The sequence below is a fragment of the Flavobacterium pisciphilum genome, assembly GCF_020905345.1.
Taxonomy (GTDB): domain Bacteria; phylum Bacteroidota; class Bacteroidia; order Flavobacteriales; family Flavobacteriaceae; genus Flavobacterium; species Flavobacterium pisciphilum.
Window position 1 is genome coordinate 1183018 of the sequence record NZ_JAJJMO010000001.1, and the last position, 19816, is coordinate 1202833.

General features: G+C 32.0%; 17 protein-coding genes. 6 read left to right on the forward strand and 11 right to left on the reverse strand.

All coding sequences use genetic code 11. The features are described 5' to 3' along the window. The first annotated feature begins 88 nt into the window (after positions 1 to 88). Positions 89 to 1144 carry a glutaminyl-peptide cyclotransferase gene (locus LNQ49_RS04445; protein WP_229987511.1) on the forward strand — a complete coding sequence of 352 codons (1056 nt, stop codon included), beginning with the start codon at positions 89 to 91 and terminating at the stop codon, positions 1142 to 1144. A 15-nt stretch (positions 1145 to 1159) separates the two neighbouring features. Next, on the forward strand, positions 1160 to 2398 hold the full coding sequence (hutI, locus tag LNQ49_RS04450; protein ID WP_229987512.1) for an imidazolonepropionase: 1239 nt from the start codon (positions 1160 to 1162) through the stop codon (positions 2396 to 2398). Positions 2399 to 2997: 599 nt separating this feature from the next. Here hutI and LNQ49_RS04455 read toward each other — a convergent pair. Next, entirely contained in the window at positions 2998 to 3876 is an 879-nt protein-coding gene (locus LNQ49_RS04455) for a hypothetical protein (protein ID WP_229987513.1), read from the reverse strand. Between the two features lie 94 nt (positions 3877 to 3970). Between LNQ49_RS04455 and LNQ49_RS04460 the strand changes: the two genes are divergently transcribed. Then, a complete protein-coding gene (locus tag LNQ49_RS04460) occupies positions 3971 to 5032 on the forward strand; it encodes a formimidoylglutamase (protein ID WP_229987514.1) in 1062 nt (353 codons plus the stop codon). 87 nt (positions 5033 to 5119) lie between these two features. Next, entirely contained in the window at positions 5120 to 6373 is a 1254-nt protein-coding gene (locus tag LNQ49_RS04465) for a DEAD/DEAH box helicase (RefSeq protein ID WP_229987515.1), read from the forward strand. Here the strand turns inward: LNQ49_RS04465 and LNQ49_RS04470 are convergent. The 3 genes from LNQ49_RS04470 to aroC form a co-directional block, all read right to left on the reverse strand. Continuing rightward, on the reverse strand, positions 6370 to 8592 hold the full coding sequence (locus LNQ49_RS04470; protein WP_229987516.1) for a response regulator: 2223 nt from the start codon (positions 8590 to 8592) through the stop codon (positions 6370 to 6372). The two genes, LNQ49_RS04465 and LNQ49_RS04470, sit on opposite strands and share 4 nt — an antisense overlap. A 131-nt stretch (positions 8593 to 8723) precedes the next feature. Continuing rightward, positions 8724 to 10019 carry a dicarboxylate/amino acid:cation symporter gene (locus LNQ49_RS04475; RefSeq protein WP_229987517.1) on the reverse strand — a complete coding sequence of 432 codons (1296 nt, stop codon included), beginning with the start codon at positions 10017 to 10019 and terminating at the stop codon, positions 8724 to 8726. Positions 10020 to 10077: 58 nt separating this feature from the next. After that, entirely contained in the window at positions 10078 to 11136 is a 1059-nt protein-coding gene (gene aroC, locus LNQ49_RS04480; protein ID WP_229987518.1) for a chorismate synthase, read from the reverse strand. Positions 11137 to 11325: 189 nt separating this feature from the next. Here aroC and LNQ49_RS04485 point away from each other — a divergent pair, with 189 nt between their 5' ends. Both LNQ49_RS04485 and LNQ49_RS04490 read left to right on the forward strand, forming a co-directional pair. Next, positions 11326 to 12150 carry a UDP-2,3-diacylglucosamine diphosphatase gene (locus LNQ49_RS04485; protein ID WP_229987519.1) on the forward strand — a complete coding sequence of 275 codons (825 nt, stop codon included), beginning with the start codon at positions 11326 to 11328 and terminating at the stop codon, positions 12148 to 12150. A 128-nt stretch (positions 12151 to 12278) separates the two neighbouring features. Then, a complete protein-coding gene (locus LNQ49_RS04490; RefSeq protein WP_229987520.1) occupies positions 12279 to 12764 on the forward strand; it encodes a hypothetical protein in 486 nt (161 codons plus the stop codon). 48 nt (positions 12765 to 12812) lie between these two features. On the opposite strand, the gene LNQ49_RS04495 is transcribed toward LNQ49_RS04490, so the two are convergent. From LNQ49_RS04495 to LNQ49_RS04525, 7 genes are all read right to left on the reverse strand, one after another. After that, complete coding sequence (locus tag LNQ49_RS04495; protein ID WP_229987521.1) at positions 12813 to 13238, reverse strand: protease complex subunit PrcB family protein; 426 nt, start codon at positions 13236 to 13238, stop codon at positions 12813 to 12815. A gap of 22 nt (positions 13239 to 13260) precedes the next feature. Continuing rightward, a complete protein-coding gene (bshA, locus tag LNQ49_RS04500) occupies positions 13261 to 14403 on the reverse strand; it encodes an N-acetyl-alpha-D-glucosaminyl L-malate synthase BshA (RefSeq protein WP_229987522.1) in 1143 nt (380 codons plus the stop codon). 381 nt (positions 14404 to 14784) lie between these two features. Continuing rightward, complete coding sequence (locus LNQ49_RS04505; RefSeq protein ID WP_229987523.1) at positions 14785 to 15267, reverse strand: ABC transporter ATPase; 483 nt, start codon at positions 15265 to 15267, stop codon at positions 14785 to 14787. Positions 15268 to 15362: 95 nt separating this feature from the next. Then, positions 15363 to 16154, reverse strand: coding sequence for a (Fe-S)-binding protein (locus tag LNQ49_RS04510; protein WP_229987524.1), 792 nt, complete (start codon positions 16152 to 16154; stop codon positions 15363 to 15365). A 139-nt stretch (positions 16155 to 16293) separates the two neighbouring features. After that, positions 16294 to 17631, reverse strand: coding sequence for a 4Fe-4S dicluster domain-containing protein (locus LNQ49_RS04515; protein WP_229987525.1), 1338 nt, complete (start codon positions 17629 to 17631; stop codon positions 16294 to 16296). Between the two features lie 9 nt (positions 17632 to 17640). After that, positions 17641 to 18600, reverse strand: coding sequence for an MlaD family protein (locus LNQ49_RS04520; protein WP_229987526.1), 960 nt, complete (start codon positions 18598 to 18600; stop codon positions 17641 to 17643). Between the two features lie 50 nt (positions 18601 to 18650). Further along, complete coding sequence (locus LNQ49_RS04525) at positions 18651 to 19805, reverse strand: N-acetylmuramoyl-L-alanine amidase family protein (protein WP_229987527.1); 1155 nt, start codon at positions 19803 to 19805, stop codon at positions 18651 to 18653. Positions 19806 to 19816 lie beyond the last annotated feature (11 nt).

Sequence of the window (19816 nt, forward strand, 5' to 3'; positions counted from 1 at the left end):
GTGCAAATATACAATCTTTTTATATTTTTGCAAGAGCTTTGTGCCTATAAAAATAACATTGTATATTGCCTACTTCAAATTTTAGACTATGAAAAAACATAACATCCTAACTTTCATTTTATTAGGAATCACACTAATCGGATGTAAAGAGACAAAAAAAGGTGAAAATTCTATATTTTCTTTTGAAGATTCAAATTTTCCGGCCCATTTCTACACAAATCAGTCCGTTTCCTTAGGTATTTTGAACCCAGATTCAAAACAAATCGACAGCATTACCTACTTCGTCAACGATAAAAAAGTGGGATCTGTAAAAGGTTTAAATAAAGTAAACTTTGAACTAAAAGATCAAAAACTAGGATACCAAAAACTAAAAGCAGTAGTTTATTTTGGTGGAGAAAACTCAGAAGCCACTTCTAGAATAGAACTAGTTTCAAACGTTCAACCAAAATTATTGAAATATAAAATTGTAAACACCTATCCACACGATGCAAAAGCATTTACTGAAGGGTTAGAATTTTTCAGAGACACTCTTTACGAAAGTACAGGACAAAAAGGAGATTCATATTTTAGAAAATACGATTACAAAACGGGTAAGGTATATAAGGAGATAACTTTGGACAACAAATATTTTGGAGAAGGAATCACCATTATCAACAACAAGCTGTACCAATTATCATGGCAAGAAAACACAGGTTTTATATATGACATCAATACATTAAAACTTATAAAAACCTTCAAATACGATAAAGAAATTGAAGGATGGGGAATGACAAATGACGGGAAATACATCTATCAAGGTGATGGTACCGAAAAGATTTGGAAAATGGATCCAGAAACTCAAAAAATGATTGATTATATCAATGTTTACTCAGGAAGCTCAAAGATAAAAGCGATAAATGAACTAGAATTAATCAACGGGAAATTCTATGTAAATGTATTCCAAAAAGACGCAATAGCAGTTGTAAACCAAACAAGTGGTGCTGTCGAAGGAATTCTAGATATGTCAGGATTACGCAAGCAATTAGCACCTAGTATAACAATTGACGATGTCTTAAACGGAATCGCATACAACCCAAAAACAAAAACAATTTTTGTAACAGGTAAAAACTGGGACAAAATGTTCGAAATCACAGTTTCAGAATAACACAAAAAATAAACTATGACAACCTTAATCATCAACATAAAAGAACTTATACAAGTTCGAGAAACAGCAATTTCAAAAGTTTCTGGAGCCGAAATGGCAATACTTCCAACTATAAAAAATGCCTATTTAGTTTTAAAAGACAACCTAATAGCAGGCTTTGGTACAATGGAAAACCTTCCAGAAATAAAAACCGATTCTATTGTTGATGCGACAGGCAAAATGATTCTTCCAACTTGGTGTGACAGTCATACCCATATTGTGTATGCTGGCAACAGAGAACAAGAATTTGTAGATAGAATAAATGGCCTTTCTTATGAAGAAATTGCCAATCGCGGTGGCGGAATTTTAAATTCTGCCAAAAAACTTAACGAAACCTCTGAAGATGATATTTACAACCAATCCAAAGCCAGACTTGAAGAAGTAATGCGATTAGGAACTGGAGCAGTCGAAATAAAATCGGGGTACGGACTTACAGTAGATGGGGAACTAAAAATGTTAAGAGTTATAAAAAAACTTGCCGAAAATTACCCAGTAACCATAAAAGCAACTTTCTTAGGAGCACATGCATTTCCTTTGGAATTCAAAGAAAATAAAAAAGGGTACATCGATGAGATTATTAATAAAATGTTACCCGAAATAGCCAAAAACAAGCTAGCTGATTACGTTGATGCATTTTGCGAAACAGGCTACTTCTCTGTTGAAGAAACAGAACAAATCATGGAAGCTGGTATTCAAAATGGATTAATACCAAAAATCCATGTCAATCAATTCAATTCAATTGGAGGTATACAAGCTGGAATCAAATACGAAGCCCTTTCTGTCGATCATCTTGAAATAATGAACCCAGAAGACATCCAAGCTTTAAAAGACACTAAAACAATGCCTGTAGCACTACCCTCTTGTTCCTATTTCTTAAGCATTCCATATACGCCCGCAAGAGAGATGATAAAAGCAGGATTACCATTGGCATTAGCCACAGATTACAACCCTGGCTCTACACCATCAGGTAATATGAATTTTGTTGTAGCTACAGCTTGTATCAAAATGAAAATGACTCCTGAGGAAGCAATTAATGCTGCTACAATAAACGGAGCATACGCAATGGGAGTTTCAGATACACATGGTAGTATAACAGTAGGTAAAAAAGCTAATTTTATTATCACAAAACCGATTACTTCATATTACCAACTCCCTTATGCTTTTGGTACGAATTTAATAGAAAGTGTTTTTATCGAAGGCGAAATGTTCAAATAATAAAAAATAAAAGACAGATTACCCTAAAAACCTCTGAAAGAAAACCTTAACTTAGGTTATATGTAAATAATTTAGTATCTTTACTTTTTAACATTATAGCTTTTTTCTCATGAATATGTTGGGCAACATTATAGATTTATGCAAATTTAGTTTGAAACAGAAAGGTTTCAACACTAGCATAATCATGGTTCCTAATATGAGCGTCGTAATTACGTTCCTTAATTCATTTAAATTAAAAATCTTCCCGAATTATTAAGCACCCGCGAGTGTGCTTATTGAATCCTATAAACTTTATTTTATACTCAATCATTCCCAATACAAATTGGACAATGTTACTCGCTATATAAAGTTTTATTTATTTCTATAAATTTTAGGATCACGGTTATTTTAAACTATTTAAATAATTAAAAAAAGAAATCATGGCTAAGGTAAACAACATGAAAGTATCTACTAAAGACTTAAAAGCAAAGAAACAAGAAAAAGCATTAAAGAAACTAGAAGATAGTCAAAATAAGAAAAGGAAATCTAGATAAATAAATTCCTAAAAAAAGGGCAGTAAAACTAAGTTTTACTGCCCTTTTTAATATAAAGTATTTTTACTATCTAAGAGTAAAGCTTGTTTTAGAAACCAATTCGTCATTATCAAAAACATTGATAAAATAAGTTCCTTTTTCAAAGTTTTTACCAGGTAAGTCTTCAGAAACATTAACACTTTTGTTTTCATACTGAACTTTAGTTAAAAAACTGTATGTTAAACTTTTGTCTCCAAAAGATTCTGTTTTTTTATCTCCTAAAACATTGTTTTTGCTATCAATAACCTGTATATAATATGTTTTATCTCCAGATTTAGCGATTTGGTTTTCAGCAATTGTAAAACTAATTTTTAATACATCTGCTCTACTAGCCTTATCAGTTTCAATTTGTTTTCCAGAGCTTCTTAATTTATAAGCTGCTGTTTTTGTATTTAGGATAGATAATTTTGATCCTTTTTCAACAGTTTTAGCCAATTCTTCATTTTGACCAACTAATACTTCATTGAATTTTTTAGATTCTCCCAAAACTACAATTGTACTATCACGTTGAACAGTTAATACACCATTTTGTTTTTTCAACTCATCGTTTTCAGCTACTAAAACTTTCATTTTACCTTGCATAGCCTGAACTTGAGATCTAAACTTAGACACGTCGCCTTTTGTTTTATTCAAATCATCCATTAAACCAACTACTTTGTCTCTTTCTTGAATTAATTCGTCAGACATAGATGTGTTTTCTGCAATTGCAGCATCATAAGTTGCTTTTAACTCTTGTAAATCTTTCATTACAGATTCTTTCTCTGTTAATGTACTAGTAAGCTCATTTTTAACAACTTCTGTATCAGATGTCATTTTAAAAATATAAACTAAGCTACCTACTAATAAAATTGCTAAAACTGCAATTACTGCCTTTAGACTTGAGTTGTTGTTCTTTTGATTTTCCATATTTAAATAATTTTTATAAACAAATTTAATAATTAATATAAGCTAATAACGTAAGTTGCTACAAATATATTATTTTTGGGAAATATATTTTTTTATGGAAAAACTAATCCCTTTTACTGTTAACGATTTAGCTAAAGTTACAAACCACAGAAGTGGTGAAATAAAATTTGGCGAAAAAATGATTATAGTTCCAAAAGGGGCTGACGCAATTGATTTTCTTAAAAATTGCGAAGCTAAGTATGTCCTTTTAGGAATTCCGGAAGATATAGGTATACGCGCCAATTACGGGAGACCCGGAGCAGCATCAGCTTGGAATAGCGCCATAAAAAGCATTGCAAACATTCAACACAACCGATTTTGTAAAGGAAACCACATTGTAGTCTTAGGGCAAATAGATGTGCGACAAGAAATGAAAGAAGTTGAACATCTTGATTTCAACGATATTGATGATAGATCAAAACTAAGTCAGCTGGTAGAGAGAGTCGACAAAGAAGTTTCGCATGTCATATTTAACGTTATCAAAGCAGGAAAAACCCCTATTATTATTGGTGGAGGTCACAATAATGCTTACGGAAACATTAAAGGAGCTGCACTTGCCCACGGAAAACCTATCAATGCCGTCAATTTTGATGCCCATTCTGATTTTAGAATACTAGAAGGAAGACATAGTGGAAATGGTTTTTCATATGCTTATGAAGAAGGATTTTTAAAAAAATATTTCATATTTGGTCTACACGAAAATTACACTTCAAAAAGTGTGTTGGATATTATCAAAAAAATTGAAGACCGCGTTCGCTACAATACTTATGATAGTGTCAAGATTCGAAAAGAAAAAGATTTCAATGCCGAAATGCAATTTGCTTTAGACTTTGTTAAAACTGATATCTTCGGAATAGAAATTGACTTAGATGCTATTCCTAATATCGCGAGTAGCGCCATGACATTAAGCGGGTTTTCTATTGAAGAATTGCGCCAGTTTGTATCTTATTTTGGACAACATCAAAATGCAGCCTACATACATATTTGCGAAGGGGCTCCAGATTTAGGTGAAGAGAAAAACAATCATTTGATAGGCAAATTAATAGGCTATCTCGTTACCGATTTTATAAAATCAAATCACGAAAAGGTCAAATTAATACCTTCATTTACCAAATAAACTTATAATCAAATAAACGATTAGCCGAATAAACCTATCTTTGCACTGAATTTTAGTACTTAAAACTAAATTCTTAATACCGAAAATATGTTATTCGAAGACTTATCACTTTCAAAAAGTATACAAAAAGCCGTATTTGAAGAAGGCTATACAAACCCTACTCCTATCCAAGAACAATCTATTCCGATTGTATTATCAGGAAGAGATTTAATAGGGTGTGCCCAAACAGGTACCGGAAAAACTGCAGCATTTGCTATTCCTATCATACATCAATTACACCGAATTGTAGGTTCATCAAAAAAAGCCAAACAAATTCGAGCACTTATAGTTACCCCAACAAGAGAGTTAGCCGTACAAATTGGTCAAAGTTTTGAAACTTATGCAAAATACACCAACTTAACTCAGCTTACAATTTTTGGTGGAGTGTCACAAAATCCACAAGTAGACACTCTTAAAAAGGGAGTTGATATTTTGGTAGCAACACCAGGAAGATTACTTGATTTACAAAAACAAGGATTTTTAGACTTAGATCATTTACATGTTTTAGTACTAGATGAGGCAGATCAAATGCTAGACATGGGTTTTATAAATGATGTAAAAAAGATTGTAAAACTTACACCAAAAAACAGACAAACATTATTGTTCTCTGCTACAATGCCAATTGCAATTCGTGAACTAGCCGAAATGTTCTTAAAAGATCCTGCAAAAGTCGAAGTTTCTCCTGTATCATCTACAGCAGAAAATGTAGAGCAACGTGTTTATTTTGTTGAAAAAACAGAAAAAAGAAACTTACTATATCATTTAATTAAGAATGAAGAATTATCAAATGTTTTAGTCTTTTCAAGAACAAAACATGGAGCAGATAATGTTGTAAAAGCACTTAGAAAAAATAATATCGCTGCCGAAGCAATTCACGGTGACAAATCTCAAAATGCAAGACAGCGTGTACTTGATGCTTTTAAGAATAAAGAAGTTGGTGTTCTTGTAGCTACAGATATTGCAGCACGTGGTATTGATATTGATCAACTACCGTATGTTATCAACTTTGATCTACCTAATATTCCAGAAACTTACGTACACAGAATTGGAAGAACAGGTCGTGCTGGAAATGGAGGGATTGCAATTTCGTTTTGCAGTAAAGACGAGCACGGATATTGGAAAGACATACAAAAACTAATAAAAGTTGATGTAAAAACGATTAGTGATCATCCTTACCCATGGCATGCTGGAAGTCCAGAAGCAGCTGCAACTGCTAAGCCTAAAAATTCAAACCGAAGTGGTGGGGCGCATAAATCAAGAAAATCAAATGCATCTAAGCAAAATAAAAAACGTTGGTACTAACCAACGTTTTTTGTTTCTACAATAAGGCAATTTATAATCTTAAACAATTTTATCGATTCAAAAGGCTTTATTATAATATCATTTATCCCTGCCGAGATAGCTTCATCAGTAATTTCATCTTTATCAAAAGCAGTCAATGCAACAACAGGTGTTTTTATGCCTTTTAAGCGTATTTTACGTGTTGTTTCGAATCCATTCATCATTGGCATGTTTATATCCATTAAAACCACATCAAAAGACTCCATGTCTAACATTTCCAAAGCAGCGTAACCATCATCTACAACAGTACAGCTATAATTATTCTTTTCTATAATTTTTCTAGTCACAAGTTGATTAATCGGGTTATCCTCAACAACCAAAACCTTAAATACCTGATTAGACGTTAAATCGACTTGAATTTCATTAATTAAATTTTTAGTCTTCTCTGGATCCCATTCGAAAGCTATTGTAAATGTAAATATCGTTCCTTCCCCAATATTACTTTCTAAAGCAATCGAACTACCAAATAACCCTAACAATCGTTTTACAATTGTTAATCCTAAACCAGTTCCTTGGTAATCTTCTTCATTACGACCTACTTGAACAAACTTCTCGAAAATTTTATCTTGATCAACAACAGCAATTCCCATTCCAGTATCTTTTATCTGAAACTCAATAAAATGTGCTTTACCAAGAACTTCAACCAAATTTGCAATGATAAATACTTCTCCATTTTTAGTAAATTTTAAAGCATTACTTACCAAATTCATTAATATTTGAGCAAATCTCAACTTATCACCAATTAAATATTCTGGAATATCCGAATCGATAATTACTGTGATTTGATTGTTGTTTTTCTGAGATAGAAATGACAATGAATTCTTAATCATATTGATTTCGTCAGACATATTAAAAGTCAAACTTTCGAGAACAACTTTGTTTTCTTCAATTTTATTAATTTGCAGAATGTCATTAACTAGAGACAATAGATATCTAGCAGAGAATTTTAAAGAACTCAAATGCTGACTCCTTGCCAATTCTTTATGCTCTTCTAACAGCATATTAGTTATACCAACAACACCGTACAAAGGCGTACGTAATTCATGACTAATTGTAGATATAAATTGTGTTTTAAGTACTGAAGCCTCTTCTGCCTGCTCTTTAGCTTTTATAAGTTCTTCATTTGCAAACAACAACTTGGCATTCGTTTTCTTTTTAAAAATTACATTTTTATACAACGTAACTATCAGAATCAAAAAAATACATGACGTTAGAATAAATAATAAAACTATAATCTTAGACTTTCTTAAACTCAAATCTTGAGCTCCTTTTTCAATCTCTATTTTACCAATTTGTCTTTTATACTCATCTAATTCAAGATTAAAACCAGCCTTTTCTGCTTTCTTTAGCTTATCCTCATTATACAATTTTTCCTTTACCTCATTATGCTTAACAATATTCACATAAGCATTCTTATAATCCCCTATTTTATTCAAAAACTCAGAATACTCAATATACGAATTTAATAAATCAGATTTTTCAATCCCAAGCACTCCATGCTTAATTGCTTCTAAGAAATACGATTTTGCTTTATCTTTATCATTAATATGAGAATAATACATTCCGTTAAGCATATTAAAAATAACAATCGTAGATTCATTGGAGCGTTCTTTATAATACTTATTTATATAATTAAAATATGGCAATGCTAAATTAAATTTACCAATGTCAAAATAAGCCCAAGTAATGTTTAAATTAATTAAATAAACAAGCGAACTGTCTTTCTCTTTCTTACTGTATTCAAGGGATTTTTTATAAAATTCTATTCCTTTTTCGTATTGTCTTTTTTCAAAACAATACATATTACCTAAATTATTATTAATCCTATTTTTTAAAATATTATTAGTCGTTTTATTAGCAAAACAAAGAGCTTTATTATAGTAGAATATCGCCTTGTCAAATTCAGAAAACTCGTTATAATTCGCAGCAATAATATTATAAGAAACAGCTATTAAATTATTATTCTTAACTATTAATGCTTGTTGTAAAGCAACTCGGGAAATGATTAGTGATTTTTCAAAATCAGATTCTTTTAAATACTTAAGCGCTCTATCAGTAATTTTTGAAATTTCTTGCTCAGATGGTAATTCTGTCTTAGCAATTGCTGGTTCGCCAACACAAATCATCCAAAAAAAAATTAAAAGAATACGAATTTTAGGCATAAACAGATGAAATTTCATCAAATATACATTTAAAATCAAAAAAAGGAGCTGTATTCTATAAATAAAATACAACTCCTTAAAATATATTTTTGATAAAAAAGAATGTTATTTTCTTGACAAAAAAATATTCTTCTTTAAATTTCTTTTAATTAACTATTGATATCTTCTGGAACATCAAAATTAATTTCATTATCTCCTTCCCATTTTCCTACTACCGACGTAGCAAGAGCATTACCTAATACATTTGTGGCACTACGAAACATATCGCAAAAATGGTCAATTGGTAAAATTATAGCGATCCCTTCTATAGGAATATCAAACATACCACATGTAGCAGCAACAACAACTAAACTAGCTCTTGGTACTCCTGCAATTCCTTTACTGGTTAACATTAAAACCAAAAGCATTACCATTTGAGTTCCTAAGTCTAAATGCACACCATAGAACTGAGCAATAAAAATACTGGCAAAAGTCATGTACATCATACTACCATCTAGATTAAATGAATAACCCAATGGCAACATAAACGAAACAATTTTGTCTTTAACACCAAATTCCTCTAACTCTTCAGTTAATTTAGGAAAAACAGCTTCACTACTTGTTGTTCCAAATGCAATAGCTACAGGTCCCGTGATGCGTTTTAATAATTCAGTCATTCTTCCTTTAAGGAAAATATACCCCACTACAATCAAAACAACCCACAATGTGCTAATTCCAATTAAGAATGAACCGAAAAATTTAAAATATGTAATGGCTAACTCTCCAGCATCTCTTACAGCAAATACCCCTGCAATGGCTCCAAAAACTCCAATTGGAGCGAAGTTCATTACATAGTTCACCATTTTAAGAACAACGTGTGATACTTTGTCTAAAGCATTTATAACAGGCTTTACAGTACTTCCTAATGAAGCTGCTGCTAATCCAAAAAAGATAGAGAAGACAACGATCTGTAAGATTTCATTAGTCGCCATTGCTTCAAAAATACTTTTAGGAACAATATGCTCAACAAAATTCTCAAATGATAAAGTTGTTGTTTTAGCCGTTACTTCAGTCGCAGCCGACATATCAACATGATCTAGTTTTAAACCTACTCCTGGTTGAAGAATATTTATATAAAATAACCCTATTAATAAGGATACAAAAGAAGCTGTAAAAAACCAAGCCAATGCTTTTCCTCCAATTCTACCTACAGTTTTTATATCTCCTAACTTAGCTATTCCTACTACCAAAGTAGTAAATACTAAAGGAGAAATGATCATTTGTACCAAACGAATAAAAATAGTAGCTAGCATCTTTATTTTATTACTAAACTCTACAGCCGCTTCGTGTGAAATAGTATTATGTAATATAATACCCAATGTAGCACCAAGAAACATTGCAATAAGAATTTGCCCCGTAAGACCTTTGAAAAAAGATGTTTTTTTGATTTCTGTTTTATTATTCATCAAGTGTTTTTTGTATTATTAATTAAATATAAGACGCTCGCATGTCTTACGTATCTCTCTAATATGTTTTGTTTATCAAATGGAAATCTGCAAGAACTATTGCAGCCATAGCCTCAACAATGGGTACAGCACGAGGAACAACACATGGATCATGGCGTCCTTTACCTGTCATCGGTGTAATATTACCTTTATTATCTAATGAATCCTGTGTTTGCATAATTGTAGCAACAGGTTTAAAGGCAACTCTAAAATAAATATCCATTCCGTTACTAATTCCTCCCTGAATACCTCCTGAAAGATTTGTCTTAGTAGTTCCATCAGGATTATATAAATCATTATGCTGACTTCCTTTCATTTCTGAACCTGAAAAGCCACTACCGTATTCAAAACCTTTTACAGCATTAATAGAAAGCATTGCTTTTCCTAATTCAGCATGTAGCTTATCAAAAACTGGCTCACCTAAACCTACAGGAACATTTTGAATCACGCATGACACAACTCCCCCTACAGTATCACCTTGTTTTCTTATATCTCTAATATATTCTTCCATTGTCGCTGCAGCAGCTTCGTCTGGACAACGAACTGGATTACTTTCGGTTTTAGAAAAATCCAATTCCTGATATGGCGTATCTAAATGAATTGGTCCTACCGACGAAACGTAAGCATTAATTTTAATATTAGGTAACATTTGTTTCGCAATAGCACCAGCAACAACTCTACTGGCAGTTTCACGGGCAGAGCTACGACCTCCTCCACGATAATCACGGAAACCATATTTCTTATCATACACATAATCGGCATGACTCGGTCTGTAATTATCTTTTATATGTGAATAATCATCTGATTTCTGATTTGTATTCGGAATAATAAAACCAATTGGAGTACCTGTCGTTTTTCCTTCAAAAACTCCAGATAAAAATTGTACATCATCTGGTTCCTTACGTTGGGTTACTATTGCTGATTGCCCAGGCTTTCTTCTTGACATTTCAAACTGAATTGCCTCAAGGTCCAAGGTTATTCCCGAAGGACAACCATCTATAATTCCGCCTAAAGCTTCCCCATGTGATTCTCCAAATGTTGTAATTTTAAATAGTGTTCCGTAGCTATTTCCCGCCATTGTAATTAGTTTTGAGCAAATGTAAGTTTTATGAATTAAATTAAAAAATTTAAAATTGGTATTATTATCTAAAGGTTAACTTGCATAATCATCACTATTTCTTAAAATTGAAGAGTAATTGATAACTATTTATTAAAAACAAATCAACAGCACATTCTTTAAATTTGTTAAACACCAAATCAAAAACAATTGAAAAAAAGAAATGTTGAAGTTGTAGTAATATCGGATGTTCACTTAGGAACCTATGGAAGCCATGCAAGAGAATTAAGCAACTATCTATCAAGCATTAAACCAAAAATTCTAGTATTAAATGGGGATATAATTGATGCATGGCAATTTAGAAAATCATACTTTCCAAAGTCACATTTAAAAGTAATTCAAAAAATTATTGGCTTCGCTTCCAAAGGAACAAAAGTCTATTATGTTACTGGAAACCATGATGAAATCTTAAGAAAATTCAGCGAAATGACCATGGGAAGTTTTGCTCTGGTCGATAAATTAATTCTTGAATTAGATGGTAAAAAAGCTTGGATTTTTCACGGAGATGTATTTGATGCTTCTGTACAACACTCCAAATGGATCGCAAAACTAGGCGGATTAGGTTACGATTACCTAATTTTAACCAACCGTTTTGTAAACTGGTGCTTATCTAAAATAGACAAAGAACCCTATTCTTTTTCAAAGAAGATAAAAGCCAGCGTAAAAAAAGCAGTAAAACATATTTCAGATTTTGAAACAACTGCAACCGACTTGGCCATAGAAAAAAAATACGATTATGTAATTTGCGGGCACATTCACGAACCAAAAATTATAAAAAAAGAAAACAAAAACGGATCAACTCTTTATTTGAATTCTGGCGACTGGGTTGAAAATTTAACAGCTTTAGAATACCATAAAAAGAGATGGAAATTATTCCATTACTCACAAATGAATTTTCTAGAAGAAGAAAATCTTTTTGAGATGGAAGATAACCTAAGTAACCAATTAATTACGTCACGCTTTATACCTAAGTAAGTTTATTACAGTTCAAGGGCAAAGTTAAGTCAACAAATTAAAAATGTGAATTATGAAACATTTAACATTTTTTTTGTAAATTTAACTTATTATTCATATCATAACTTTGTCTAAATAAACACTTACTTATGAAAAAAATATTTTTGTCAGCGATTATGCTGCTAGGATTAACCTTTGCTGCACAGGCGCAAGATATTTCTAAAAATGCACTTGGTTTGCGTTTAGGAGACAATCACGGATTTGGAGGAGAGATTTCTTACCAAAGAGCATTATCTAAAAATAATAGAATTGAAGCTGATTTGGGTTGGAGAAACAGCAGAGACGTTGATGCATTTAAATTAGTAGGTCTTTACCAATGGGTATGGAGCATAGACCAAGGTTTTAACTGGTACGCAGGTGTCGGTGGTGGTGTTGGTAGCTGGAGCCATGATTACAACCAATATAAAGATGATGGAACTTTTGTATTTGCTGCTGGAAATATAGGTATAGAATATGGTTTTAAAGAAGTGCCTATCCTTCTTTCACTAGATGCAAGACCAGAAATTGGTTCTGGATATTATGACGATGATAATTTTGGATTTGATATAGGATTAGGAATCAAATTTCAATTTTAATAAAACGTATTTATAAAAAAACCTGTCGTTGAAACGACAGGTTTTTTTTTATTTAATGACAATTTCTTTTTTCGAATTTATCTTTACAACTGCATAAGGATAAGTAATCACTTGCATCACCATACCATCTGGAGCAGGAGCAGTTTCTTTAACAGTGATAATAATATTCTTATCTGTCTCTTCTACTTTTTCGACCCCTATAGAATAACCACCAGTGTTTTTCTCTCCCATATTCAGGATAATATAATTTGCTTTACTAATATCACCTTCATCTATTTTTCCTTTCAAGGATTCATCACTTAGCAGCATCTTAATTTCATTGGGCTCACTTAAGATTTCAAAAAAACGAATATTTCCCCCACCATCACTTTGCTGGGTTAAAACTTCATACAAAACCGTACTTTTATCTACAGATTTAGTTGTCCCACAAGAGATTGCAAAGACCAAAATAAACAATACTAGTATCTTTTTCATTTTTAATTATTTTAATTAATAATTACTTTACTTCTTTATAATTATTAATTGCTTTTTGATACAATGCCTCATATTTAGGCAATACATTTTTAATATCAAATTTCTTAGCAACCTCTAAAGCGTTAGCCTTAAACTCATTTAGAGTTGCATCATCCTTAAGAATTTTCAAAGCATTCACAGCCATTTCTTCAACGTTACCAACATCACTTAAATATCCTGAATATCCATCAAAATTTACTTCTGGCAATCCGCCGGAATTACTTGAAATCACTGGAACCCCACATGACATAGCTTCTAGTGCAGCTAAACCAAAGCTCTCTGTTTCTGATGGCAACAAAAATAAATCTGTAAAACATAAGATTTTATCAATCTCATTGCTATTCCCAAAAAAGATTACTTTATCGTAAATCCCTAATTCCTGACATAAAATTTCGGCTTTCTCCTTTTCAGGACCATCCCCAACCATCATTAATTTTGCAGGTATTTCTTTTTGAATATTATAAAAAATCTTAATAATATCTGGAATACGTTTTACTTTTCTAAAATTACTAATATGAGTAATGATACGTTCATTTTCTTTAGCCATTACATAACGATGACAAGGAGCATCTGGATCCTTCTTCACCTTATCCAACTCTATAAAATTAGGGATTACCTTAATTTTATTTTTAATATTGAATAATTTCAAAGTATCATCTTTTAAACTCTGCGAAACCGAAGTCACATAATCCGATTTGTTGATACTAAAAGTTACAGCAGGCTTATAAAACGGATGATTCCCTACTAAGGTAATATCAGTACCGTGAAGCGTTGTAATCATCGGGATATGAATTCCTTCATTTTTAAGCATTTGCTTAGCCATATAGCCTGCATATGCATGAGGAATAGCATAATGCACATGAAGTAGTTCTATCTTGTACAATTTTACCATATCAACCAATTTGCTTGACAAAGCCAATTCATAAGGTTGATAGTGAAACAAAGGATATTCTGGAACGTTTACTTCATGATAATGTACATTAGGATTCAAAAGTGCTAACCTAACAGGCTGGCTATAAGTTATAAAATGAATTTCGTGACCACGTCTTGCTAATTCAAGGCCGAGCTCAGTGGCTACAACCCCACTCCCACCGAAAGTAGGATAACAAACTATTGCTATTTTCATGTATTGATTTTAGTATTACGAAAGTACTCAAAAATAGCGTTTGATAGAAGTGAAAATTAAGTTAAAAAACAATCCATCCAATCCAAATAAGCATCTAAAAGCATTTCAAAGCCACTAAACTAATTTTTATTCTTTTTAGAAGCATAAGTAATTTCATCCAGCAGAACCACTGAACCCGCTGTACACTAAATCTGCGCAGAAAAAGCACGGGATATCGTTTCCATCGGGGCTAGGTTAGAAATTTTGTTTTTCATAACAAACTTTTATTAAACTTTAAAAATCAAATAAAACTCTTTAAAAAAACATATTAATTTCATTCTGAGACACAAAAAAAGGCACAAAATATACATTTTATGCCTTTTAGTATTTTAAAGATACGTTTTAGAAAAATCGACTATGCCAGCTATCAGCTGCAGGCACTTCCCAAGATTCGTTGTATTCTTCTATATTGTTTACTAGATTATTAAAAACAATCGTATTTTCAGATACTGATTTGTCTTTAACCATTTTCTTAAAATCAATTAAAGGCTTGTGTGCAATATGTTCACCTAGTTTAAAAGTAACATTCATTTTATCAAGTAAATCAACATCATACTTTTTTTCTAAACTTTGAATGAACTCAACTGAACTATCAATAGAACAGCCAGTTGCTGCTTGTACATCTTGATTTACTGCTAATATTATAAATCGATTGTACTTTAATTCATATGAAGCCTCTAAACTCGTTCCATGTGCTGCCCAACCTTCTATAAAAGCTTGTAAAGCAGTTTCTATTTCAGAAAATTCCTCATCAGAAAATTTTCTGTTTGATTGATAAATCCAAATTCTGGATTCACCAGGTAAATTTTCAAAAGGGATATACATTTTAATTATTTTAAATTATTTTTATTTTGTTTCAAGTTCAGGATTTCAAGTTCAAAAACTTAGCCTATCAGAACCTCAAAACGTAGTAACTCAGTTTACAAATCCTGAGCATTTGCAATTAACTCTGCAATGTCTAATACTTTTACAGAATCTTCTTTTTCCTGATGTTTAATACCATCAGTTAACATTGTATTGCAAAACGGACAACCCGCTGCAATAATATCAGGTTTAACTTCAAGAGCGTCTTGTGTGCGTTCTACATTAATCTCTTTAGTTCCTGGCTCAGCGTCTTTAAACATCTGTGCTCCACCAGCACCACAGCATAATCCATTTGCCTTAGAACGCTTCATTTCGACCAACTCGATATCAAGTTTCTCAATTAACGCTCTTGGAGCTTCATATACCTTATTTGCTCTCCCCAAATAACATGGATCATGAAAAGTAATACGTTTTCCTTTAAACTGTCCACCCTCAATGGTTAATCGACCATCGTCAAGCAAAGATTTAAGAAATTCTGTATGGTGTACTACCTCATATTGTCCACCTAATTCTGGATATTCATTCTTTAACGTATTGAAACAATGAGGACAGGCTGTAACAATTTTTTTTGCTTCATAAGCATTCAGAACTTCAATGTTCATCATCGCTTGCATTTGAAACAAAAACTCATTTCCAGCACGTTTTGCTGGATCACCTGTACAACTTTCTTCAGTACCAAGAACTGCAAAAGAAACACTTGCACGATTTAATATTCGCACAAACGCTTTTGTAATTTTCTTAGCTCTATCATCAAAACTTCCTGCACAACCTACCCAAAATAAAACTTCTGGTTGTTTCCCTTGGGCTAGCATTTCTGCCATTGTTGGCACAACTAAACTTTCTGACATCTTCTTTTTTTGTTAAATCGGTTAATCGCTAATTTGATTAATCGTTGTAAAAATTAATCTATTTGCTAACATTCACTATAAACCGAAATTTATTTTATTTAAACGATTCAAAAAAATAATCAATTAAACTATAATCGTTTTAATTCTCATTCTTCCAATTCAATCTATCTTGCTGACTGTATTGCCATGGTGCTCCATTATTTTCAATATTTGTCATCATCGCATTTAAAGGCATTGGGGCAGCACTTTGCTCCATAACCAAATAACGACGCATATCCATAATAATTGATAACGGGCTAATATTTACTGGACATTCTTCAACACATGCATTACATGAGGTACACGCCCATAATTCTTCAGGAGTGATATAATCATTCAATAATGATTTATTATCTGGAACAAAAACTCCTTTATTTGTATCTATATTTTTACCTACTTCTTGCAAACGGTCTCTAGTATCCATCATAATTTTACGAGGAGACAATTTTTTACCGGTTTGATTTGCAGGACAAGATGAAGTACAACGACCACATTCTGTACAGGTATACGCATTTAACAACTGAACCCAATTCAAGTCCTGAACATCGCTAGCTCCAAACTTACTTGGTGCTGCATTTTCATCTACAGGAGCTGCTGCAAATGGATCAGCGTTAGGATCCATCATTAATTTAACCTCTTTTGTAACTGATTCTAAATTATCAAACTGCCCTTCAGGATTCAAATTAGCAAAATACGTATTTGGGAAAGCCAATAAAATGTGTAAATGTTTTGAGAAATACAAGTAGTTCATAAAAATCAAAATACCTGTAATATGCAACCACCAAAATGCTTCGCATAATAACATAACCAACTCATTAGACATTCCGTTAAAAATTGGCGCTATAAACTGGCTTACAGGAAAACTCCCTGCTTTATGAAAATGTGAAAATCCTCCTGGAACATTTTGCAAATGCAAATCAGAAGCATTCATCAACAAAAACAATGTCATTAATACTACCTCAAAATATAAGATATAATTTGCATCATTTTTTGGGAATCCATTTAAATCTGGATTAATAAAACGTTTCAATCGAATAACATTTCTTCTTATCCAAAAAACTGTTACTGCTACCAAAACCAATAAAGCCAATATCTCAAAAGAACCTATTAACACGTCATATACTGGTCCTAAATAGGGCGCAAAAACTCTATGAGTACCAAATAAACCATCGATGATGATTTCGAGTAATTCGATATTTATAATAATAAAACCAACATAAACAACAATATGCAATACTCCTGCAATTGGTCTTTTTACCATTTTAGACTGACCAAGAGCAATCATAGCCATGTTTTTCCAACGTGCTTTTGGATTGTCTTTACGATTTACGTCTACTCCTAAATTTATGTTTCGAATAATTTTTTTTACGCTTGAAGCAAAAAAACCAAAACCAACAATAAGAAGAATGGCAAATAAAATATTATCTAAATAACTCATATCTTAAGTTTATTTTTTAGAAATCGAATCGTTAACTGGTGCTACGTATGGTTTGTTTTTCTTTCCGAAAAGCGAAACATTCACATAACGTGTTGGTGATAAACGTACATCTTGTAACAACAACTCTAATTCTTTAGAAGTTGCTTGTAAGTTATTATAAAGAGCCTCATCTTTTAATAATTTACCCATTGTACCTTTACCTGAATTTAATCCTCCCATTATACCATCAACTTTAGCCAATGTTTGGTTTAAATTTCTAACCGTTTTACCTAAATCAGCTTTATTTAAAGAGTCTGACATTTTAGCAAAATTCCCAGACATTTTATTGAAGTTAGTAACAACTCCATTAATTTGACTTTTATTAGTATCCAAAATAGAATTAATACTTCCTGAAGCTTTATGAAATTGCTCCATTGTCTTACTCAATTCAGCTAAACTCTTTTTTAAGTCTTCTTGTCCTTTTTGATCTAGAACATTATTTAATCCTGAAACTAATTTATCAATATTAACTAACATCTTCTCTACTTTGTCCTGAACTGGAGCCAATTTATCTGCCAAACCTGCTGTTAAACCAAGTTTAGTTGTTCCTTTTAATAATTGTCCTTCAACAGCTGGTTCTTTATCATTAAAATTTGGATAAATAGCAATTTGCTTACCTCCTATTAATCCCGGCTCATATATAGAAGCAGTACTTGATTTAGAAATAGGAAAATCAGTTTTTAATTGTAATTCAACTAAAAGCTTCCCTGTTGATTCATTAATTTTTATACCATTGATTTTACCAATTCCTAATCCGTTTAAGGTAACAGGTGCAGATGTAGCTAATCCTTCTACATTATCGTATTCAACATAAAATGTCTTGTAGTTTGTAAAGAGGTCTTTGCCTTTTAGAAAGCTATACCCCCAAATAAATAATAAAATTGATGCAATGACTAAAATAGCCGTTTTAATTTCTCTTGTTAGTTTCAAAATGTAAGTGTTTGTACAAATTTAATATAAAAATATTGAACTTGTAATTATTATTTAAGCGAGTCTTGGATACTAATTTTTTCTCCATTTTTAAATGCAATCAAAAAAGCAGAGTCGTACCCCTTATTTTTTGCTTCTTGCAAATATTTTTTTGCTTGATTATAATCGGCTGTTTGTTGATAGGTATACTTATAAACATTATTCTCATAGACAACAGAAACTCCTGTTAAGCCCTTAAAATTTGATGGTGCTAATGGCGTCTTTTTTATACTAGCCAAAAGTTGTACCTTATATATAGAGCCATCTAAATTCGGTTTTACAGTAGTCTTTTGAGGTGGAGCTGTATTTGTTGTTTTTACAGGAGTAGAATCTTTTGCTGCTTTCTCAATAATCTTTGAAGACGGCTTTTCATCTACAGGATCACTAGATCCAGTACCAAAATATTCTTTCTTATAACTAATAATAGCTCCCGCAATAGCTTTTGCATATTCATTTTGTCCATCTTCTGAATTTAAGATGTCTCCCTCTTCTGGATTAGAAACAAATCCTGTTTCTACCAAAACTCTTGGCATATACGCTTTATGAAGTACCATAAAAGGCGCTTGTTTTACACCTCCACCGCGTAATTTTTTTCCCATTAATCCAAATGCGTCTTCTATTTTACTAGCTAAACCAATACTATAATCTAGATATTCTTCTTGCATCAAAGTCATTCCAATCATAGATTCTGGCGAATTTGGGTCAAATCCTTCATATTTTTGCTTGTAATCTTTCTCCAATGTAATAACCGAGTTCTCATTTTTAGCCACCTCAAGATTAGAAGCAGCTTTATTCATACCCATTACATAAGTTTCAGTTCCGTATGCTGCTGTATTTTTGTTTGCATTACAGTGAATCGATACAAAAATACTAGAATTGGCTCTATTAGCGATATTCGCTCTTTCGATCAAACCAACAAACACGTCTGTTTTACGAGTATATATTACATTAACATTCGGATATGACTCTAATATTTTTCCAACCTTTAAAACTATTGCCAAAGCGATATTTTTCTCAATCCGCCCGCTATAAACCGCTCCAAAATCATGATCACCGTGTCCTGCATCTAACGTTACTTTAAAAACATTAGATTGACTATAGGCACAAAATGACATTATAGTTAGAAAAAAACTAAATATTACCCTATTTTTGTTAAATATATCCATATAATCTAAAA